Annotated in this window: 6 protein-coding genes and 1 tRNA gene; 4 read left to right on the plus strand and 3 right to left on the minus strand. The window is 55.9% G+C overall.

Going from position 1 to position 7,221, the window contains the following annotated elements; genetic code table 11:
* Positions 1-144 precede the first annotated feature (144 nt).
* The 4 genes from VGE80_RS19605 to VGE80_RS19620 all read left to right on the plus strand — a co-directional run bounded on the left by VGE80_RS19605 (position 145) and on the right by VGE80_RS19620 (position 4,732).
* A complete protein-coding gene (locus VGE80_RS19605) occupies positions 145-978 on the plus strand; it encodes a glycosyltransferase family 2 protein (protein WP_440593837.1) in 834 nt (277 codons plus the stop codon).
* A gap of 246 nt (positions 979-1,224) precedes the next feature.
* Positions 1,225-2,184, plus strand: coding sequence for a lysophospholipid acyltransferase family protein (locus VGE80_RS19610; RefSeq protein WP_373653639.1), 960 nt, complete (start codon positions 1,225-1,227; stop codon positions 2,182-2,184).
* Positions 2,185-2,474: 290 nt separating this feature from the next.
* Positions 2,475-3,149, plus strand: coding sequence for a penicillin-binding protein activator LpoB (locus tag VGE80_RS19615; RefSeq protein WP_373653640.1), 675 nt, complete (start codon positions 2,475-2,477; stop codon positions 3,147-3,149).
* 170 nt (positions 3,150-3,319) lie between these two features.
* Positions 3,320-4,732, plus strand: a complete 1,413-nt coding sequence (locus tag VGE80_RS19620) for a COG3014 family protein (protein WP_440593838.1) — start codon at positions 3,320-3,322, stop codon at positions 4,730-4,732.
* An 84-nt stretch (positions 4,733-4,816) separates the two neighbouring features.
* Here the strand turns inward: VGE80_RS19620 and VGE80_RS19625 are convergent, their stop codons facing one another.
* From VGE80_RS19625 to VGE80_RS19635, 3 genes are all read right to left on the minus strand, one after another.
* Positions 4,817-5,842, minus strand: a complete 1,026-nt coding sequence (locus VGE80_RS19625) for a hypothetical protein (RefSeq protein WP_440593839.1) — start codon at positions 5,840-5,842, stop codon at positions 4,817-4,819.
* A 324-nt stretch (positions 5,843-6,166) separates the two neighbouring features.
* Positions 6,167-6,239, minus strand: a tRNA-His gene (locus VGE80_RS19630).
* A gap of 98 nt (positions 6,240-6,337) precedes the next feature.
* Positions 6,338-7,141 carry a hypothetical protein gene (locus VGE80_RS19635; RefSeq protein WP_440593840.1) on the minus strand — a complete coding sequence of 268 codons (804 nt, stop codon included), beginning with the start codon at positions 7,139-7,141 and terminating at the stop codon, positions 6,338-6,340.
* Positions 7,142-7,221 lie beyond the last annotated feature (80 nt).

Here is a 7,221-nt window from a genome sequence, read left to right on the forward strand (position 1 = left end):
CGCCCAGGCCGAAGAACTTGCCGATCAAGCCATCTGGCGAGACAGTCTTCCCTGGTGGCGCCGAAAGCTCATCCGACTCCAGCAATGGTGGCAAGTCAAACCCACACCCTCACGCGTCCGATCGCATCACGGAACCGACCCAGCATGAAGCCGTTTGTCTCCTTCATTGTCCCGCACTACCAGACGCCCGAACTGGCCAAGCTCTGCCTGCGCAGTATCAGAAAGTTTACCCACGACTACGACTATGAGGTGATCGTGGTGGACAACGCATCGAAGGGAGACGCCTCGCTCGACTACTTGCGCAGTGTCGAATGGATCCGACTGATTGAACGGACGGGAGAGATTGCGACCGGAAGCCTGGCCCATCGCGAGGCTGTCGCCATCGGATTTCAGGAAGCGCGCGCGCCGTTTGTGCTGACCGTTCATACGGACACCATCCCCATTCGGGAAGACTGGTTGAAGTTCCATCTCGACCCGATGCTGGCCGACGATTCAATTGCCGCCATTGGAACCGACAAGCTGGTGCTCCGTTCCCCCCTTCAGGAATCGCTGAGACAAGTCGAAGACGTGCTCACATGGTGGAAGCGGTTTCGGCCCGTGCGAAAGAACAATCGACAGCCCTACATCCGCAGCCATTGTGCGCTCTACCGTCGCAGCATCATGGATCAGCACGGGTTGACGTACACCGATCACGCTACCCTGACCGCCGGTCAGGGGTTGCACCACGACCTCGTCAGACTCGGTTATGAATGTCGCCTGCTCGACCCACGCGACGTCTCGCAACGGGTCGTTCATCTGAACCATGCGACTGAACTGCTGTTACCGGAACTGCAATCCGAAAGCCGGCTGCTGCACCTGTGGCGGGGAAAGTCACGTCTGCGTCGGTTCTTCCAGCAAGCAGCAATCCAGCAACTTCTCGAAGATGCCTCATTGGATAAAAATACGAACACACGGAAGTCACTGAAGTTCGCCAGTTGACACGGGCCACAGGGCCGGACTCGGCTGGGGACAAGGAAACATCGTTCGATTTTGGGAGCAGACCCGGCAGACGAAGTTCGCGGACCTGTGGCCTTTTCGCGGCACAATCCGCTATTGTAATCGTGCCTCACCTGATGAGGATGTTTCATGGAATGAAATGAGCCAGGTCAGGTCACCACGTTCCTGCAGAACCCGCTGCTGGACGCCCCGTGATGGATCTGACCACCACAAGGAAGTGCTCGCGTTATGCTTTCGCTGCGTCATCGACTTGAATATCTCGTCTTTCAGACATTCGTTTGTGTGATTGACTCCCTTTCACCTGCGGCGACCGCCTGGGTGGCAAGGGGCCTGGCGACAGTGATCCATTACGGGCTGCCCCGGAAATGGACGAGATACAAGGTCGCCTCTGAAAATCTCGTGCGCGCCTTCGGTGACCGCTATTCCGAGAAAGAGATCGAGAACCTCGTTTACGAGATGTGGGTTCATCTGTTCCGCACGATTGCCGAGACCGTACAGTGCCCCCGCAAGCTGCATCTGCACTCGTACCGGAAGATCGTCGACTTCGCCGACTTTACTCGCACCAATGAAGCGATCTGCTCGGGCCGGCGTGTGCTGATGCTCGGCGGCCACTTCGGAAACTGGGAGATTGGAACGGCCCTGTTCGGTCTATGGGGGTTCCCCATGGGAATCGTCGCGCGCGAGATGGATAACCCCTACCTGCATGACTGGTTCCGTCGCCAGCGGGAAAATACCGGTCACCGGATGCTGCTGAAATCGGGCGATTTCGATGAAATGGTGGCCCTCTTGTCCAAGGGAGGAAACCTGGGTCTGCTGTGCGATCAGGATGCCGGCCCGAGAGGCGTCTTCGTGGATTTCTTCGGCACGCCCGCTTCCACCTTCAAATCGATCGCTCTGCTGGCGTTGGAGTACGACGCTCTGGTGATGGTCGGCTATTCGATTCGGCTGAAGGACGAACCGGGCAGTCAGCCCTGGTCCCGCTTTGAAGTCGGTTGCGAAGCCGTTATCGACCCGCGTGAACTGAACACCGATGACCCTGTGGGTGAAATTACGCAGCAATTCACCTCCGCACTGGAACGGGCAATCCGGCGAGCCCCCGAACAATATTTCTGGATCCATCGCCGCTGGAAAAGCGAACCTCGCTCGAATAAGCGAGCGAAACCCATGCAACAGCGTCTGGCTGGCTGAGTCCTGCCGGAATCATTCGACTTATCCAAGAGGTCATCTCACCTGTCGAGCACTGCGGGCGAGACCATTACGAAAGAAAGTTAGGAACAGACCGAATTCAGGTTGAGATACCGGCAGAACCTGCCGAGAGCCGTACCGATTCGGGAAAGCCGCCTGTTCCTGTTTCGTCGTTACAATTATTATTCTCCCACGACTGACAGGTTGGCACCACGATTGAAGTTTGCGTCTGTATTGGTCGAAGTTGAAAAAACGCGTTCGCGAAACGATTCGACAATTTATGGGAGCCAGCCATGGATCGGCGGCAGTTCTTTCACCAATTCAGTATCTCGCTTGCGAGTCTCGTCGCAGTGACCTCGATCGGTTGCAAGGGGACTCAATACGCTCATGTGCTCAGCCCCACCGACACCAACATGGTCGGAAGCCATACTGCGGGTGCAGAGACATGGGAGCCACTGATTCAGCAATCCGTCGGTCAACTGCTTGCTCGTGAGCAAAGCTCTGTCACACTGACCTCACACACCGGCGAGCCCTGCAAGAAGCGCATCTGTTTCATGCACGTGGATAATCGCAGCTCGGAAGAGATCGGTGACTTTGGTGATCAGATCTATCAAAAAATCGACACGATTATTAACGGATCAGAAACGTTTGAACTGGTCAATATCCGTGCGGTGAAAGCAGCCCTTCAGCAGGCAAATCTGCGTCCTGATGACCTCTATACTCCCAGTGCGCGACGGAAACTGGCCGGGGTGATGGAGCAGGAACGCGAGCCGATCGACTACTTTCTGTACGCGACGATTACCTCGGGCACGACGCGCAGCAATGGCAAGGACTACCAGCGCGACTACCTGTTGACGCTGGAACTGGTCAACTTCGAAACCGGTCATACAGAAAAAGAATCGGCCGAATTGCGCAAGGGATACCATAAGTCCAAACTTGGTAAACTTCGGAACTATGGACAGGGTTGAGACGAGCATTGGTAACCCCGTCCAACCCCGAGTCCATTCGTCTGAAATTGGACGAGAGACTTCATTCCGGATCCGATGACGTTGACGAAGTGACACAGAGGGGGAGCAGTAGACTCTCCCCCACGTCTCACCGTGAACGAAGGCCGGGAGTCGAATCTGCCGAGGTCGACATGAACATTCCATCGCCTGAATGTCGCAGCGCTGTTGCAAGCGGTTCGAAGCGACGGGCGTTTTCCTGCTGCTCGCGGATTGCCGTGCTGCTGCTGCTGCTGTTCAACTGCGGTTGCAGTACGCATTTTGACCGACTTCAACCGATCCGGACCGCTTTCTTCGACGGCAATCTGCCGATGGCGCAAGAAGCCCTCGCCAAAGAACTCAAGAAGCGGAAGGGCGAGCAGGATGTCCTGATGCTGGATCAGGCTGTCATCGAACTCGCTTCAGGCCGCCCCAAAGATGCAGAACGAATCCTGCGCCAGGTTCGCGACCGCTTTGATGAACTTGAGGGGATCGACGCGGGTAAGGAAGTCGCCTCGATGCTGACGGACGATCAGGTGCGTCCCTATGCCGGGGAAGACTATGAGAAGGTGCTGATCCGCGCGATGCTCTCGCTCTCGAACCTGATGTCGGGCGGGGGTGATGCCGGTGCTTACGCGCTGCAGATGGTGGATAAACAACAGCAGATCATGCTGGCCGTAGAGGAAAAGTATAAAGAAGAAGATCAGTCCGCCGTACTCGCTTACAAGCAGGTGGCACTAGGTCCGTATATCCGCGGAATGCTCGCCGAGGAATCTCCGCTGACACTCAATGATGCGTTACGGGCACGGGTGCAAGTCGCAAAATGGGAACCGAATTTCCGCGACGCCAAGGTCGATATTCACCGCTGCGAGCACGAAGTTGCCATGCATAGCGGGCATGGTGCCCTGTATGTCTTCGCACTGGTCGGCCGAGGCCCGATCAAGCAGGAAACGGCCGAGGTTCCGACGCAGGCGGCGTTACTCGTGGCAGATCGAATCTTCGACGCACTGGGAAAACGGAACGTGACCCCGACGCTCGCCCCTGTCAAGATTCCCCGCGTCGTCAACTTTGTTCCCGTGGCCGACTGTGTCTCGGTTCAGATCAATGGCGAAATGGCCGGAAAGACGGCCACACTGGTCGACATCGGAGAAATGGCCGTGCAACAGCAGCAGGCTCATTTTCCTGCGATCATCGGACGAGCCGTGGCCCGCCGCGTCATCAAGAAAGGCATCCTGTACGGTGCTCAGGAGATGGCCGATGTTCAGAAAGGTTCGCTCCTCAGCCTTGGCGTCCTCGCTGCGGGCGTCGCCTGGGAAGCGACGGAGTCGGCCGATACGCGATGCTGGGGGCTGTTGCCCGACACGATTCAGGTTTTCCGGGTCGAACTTCCGGTCGGTGAGCACACGATCACGCTCCGTCCGTCGCAACGTCAGGGGGACTTCGGGACGCCAGCACAAACCAAAGTGACAATCAGAGAAGGACGTCATACCTACCTGCTGGGGAACCTGCCAGCATCCCGGTTCGTAGGAGAGCTGCTGACATCGTCCCGTGAATATGACGAAGAATGACGGGCTTTCTCAAACTTAGTGTGGCTGATTCAACAGAGCACAATTCGAGGGTGGAGAGTACGCTTTGGGATACTTCTATCCCCGTTATTTGAAGTGCAGTTTCATCCCTTGGACGACAATAATCCCCCCTGCAGTGGTAAACGGTAATGAGTAGATCAGCCAGTCAAACCGCTTGAATTGTGCCAGCAGGGATTCAGCTCGATCGAGTCCTTGCCCTCCAGCAGCGCTGGCCTCACCGCCACGACCATCAGTGCGTTTCCCGTGGAACCGACCGCTGCCCGATTCCATGGCAGCAATTCCTGCCCCCACAGCGTGAGAGGGCATTTTCACTTTCTCGTCTTCAATATCTTCATTAAAGACAAGGCGATCGACTCTCCAGCGACTTTGCATGGCGTTTCCGTCGCCGAAATCATAGGTCCCCTGCTCGGGCATCCAGATCCCCGGCTCGAACAATTTGAAGTGGGTGACCTCGTAGCGCTGTCCCGCTTCGTAGATTCTGGGCTGATAACTGTATCGAGGATCCAGAATCATTCGATTGCATACCGCACTCTGAGGGAGTCTGAATGAGATCTCCAGACACTCTGCTCCCTCACAGTCGACGACTTGGTGCTCGATATCACACGGTGGAACGGGAACTGTAAACCAATCCAGTTCGGTGCAGTTCCACAGAGCGGCCAGGGGGGTGACAACCGCGTTGTAGACACCTCTTCGTTGCCCTGGAGGAATGGGAACCGCCATTACAGTTCCCTGCGGCCAAACCCATCCCGCCAGCGCACCATCGCAAAAGTATTTTCGACGACCGCTGGGCTGTCCATTCTGAAACGACTCCTCTCGCCACAAGAATCGGTCGTACTGAGTCCAGTAGTATTCACCCGACGTCGTCAATTGTCCGTGATCCGGCTCTGCTCGATTGGATTGCTCCATTTCGTAGTGCATGTGCAGACTGTCAAACGACGAACGCCACTCGATCAGTGCTCGAATAGCGGCATCCAAAGTCGGCGGAGTAGCTCGGCCCGTCGCCGGAACCAGGAAGAAAACCATGATAACGAAGCATGAATCGATGCAGAACCGTGATCGCCGCAGCGTTGAAGCCGCCCGTAGTCGCCCCATGTTGTGACCCTTCTGAGAAGAGCAGCCGAAGACATGAAGAAGCAGGGACTAACACAGATAAACGGAAATTATAACGATGCCGTTTCCAGAAACTCATCTAAAAAACAAGAATCTTGCCGCAGTCGGTTCAGACAATGATGGATCACTTGACGGACGAAGAGACCGTTGATTCCGTGGTCGGGGGAGGCGGCAGTTGACACCTCGCCAGGCAAGAGCGGGGCCGACCTCGGCGGGACGGGTGACAGAGAGAACTTGCCGACCCGGACGTGCCAGCCATGCTGCATGGCACCGGACGTAAAAAAGCCCCGAACATTCGGGGCTGAGGGTGACTAACCGGGCTCGAACCGGCGACATCCAGAACCACAATCTGGCGCTCTACCAACTGAGCTATAGCCACCATGCAAATTTCAGAGACAAGATTGTAACCACACTCGCCAACGATGCAAGCTCGATTGTTGACGATTTACCGGACAAAATTGGCCCCGTACGAGGGGGTTAATGAGGAAACGGCAAAGTCGCTTCCTGATACTCTTTCGTATCCAGCAGTTTCATGGATTCGCCCAGAAAGCGGAACTTCACTTCGTCCAGATTTTCTTTCAGGTACAGCCGTTCAAAAAAAGCACCCCGTTCAACCAGGTCTCTCCCTCCGTGACGCGTTAATGAATCCAGACGCTCATTGTTGATGACCACCAGGGAGTGCAGAGCCTGCGTCCGGGCATCGACGGCACTGTTGATTTCTTCCTGAGCCCATTTCAGTGTGACTTCCGACGTGCTTCCCGCGGTGCGAGAAAGTCGACCAATATTCTTTACGAGATGAGCCGCCAACATCATCAACCTTGGATGCATTCCAATCGCAACGTGGTCCAGTTCGTGACGACCCAGCACCGATGTGTGCCACTGGTCCCGCTCTATATTTTCGGGAAGCTTGATCATGTGCGAAATGGAAGGCTTGATCGTCGTGAAAGCGGGAACAATCGAGACATCCAGAACCTTCCCCTTGGCCCCCTTCCAGCGGACGTTGTGATTGTATTTGTATTCCAGCGAGAGATGGAAATCAGTCCAGCCATCAAACGGCTTTGGCCGCTTGTTCGCCGGGTAAAACTCGACGTCCAGACAGCCCGAGTTTCTCGCTTTCTCAATCCAGACTGCAACTTCCTGTTCTCGAGTGTTGCACGTCGATGAAGGTTCAGGGGATTCTTCCGAGCATACGAACTCGCCTGCCAGGCAAAGCAAGAGAAAGAGGCACAACATGCGACAGGCGATACGGCGCCCGTGAGACGAGACAATCGACAATAGCATCCAGAGGCGATCCATTTAGACAGGACGGTACGAAGTGGTTCATGACCGTACCCTCGCCCCTTACGACGGTCAATTGGCTA

The sequence above is a fragment of the Schlesneria sp. genome (assembly GCF_036405755.1).
GTDB lineage: Bacteria > Planctomycetota > Planctomycetia > Planctomycetales > Planctomycetaceae > Schlesneria > Schlesneria sphaerica.

Bases quoted from the DNA above. Each gene is read 5' to 3' on its own strand.
- VGE80_RS19610 (WP_373653639.1), top strand. From the start codon at position 1,225: ATGCTTTCGCTGCGTCATCGACTTGAATATCTCGTCTTTCAGACATTC.
- VGE80_RS19620 (WP_440593838.1), top strand. From the start codon at position 3,320: ATGAACATTCCATCGCCTGAATGTCGCAGCGCTGTTGCAAGCGGTTCG.
- VGE80_RS19615 (WP_373653640.1), top strand. From the start codon at position 2,475: ATGGATCGGCGGCAGTTCTTTCACCAATTCAGTATCTCGCTTGCGAGT.
- VGE80_RS19635 (WP_440593840.1), bottom strand. From the start codon at position 7,141: ATGCTATTGTCGATTGTCTCGTCTCACGGGCGCCGTATCGCCTGTCGC.
- VGE80_RS19605 (WP_440593837.1), top strand. From the start codon at position 145: ATGAAGCCGTTTGTCTCCTTCATTGTCCCGCACTACCAGACGCCCGAA.
- VGE80_RS19625 (WP_440593839.1), bottom strand. From the start codon at position 5,842: ATGGGGCGACTACGGGCGGCTTCAACGCTGCGGCGATCACGGTTCTGC.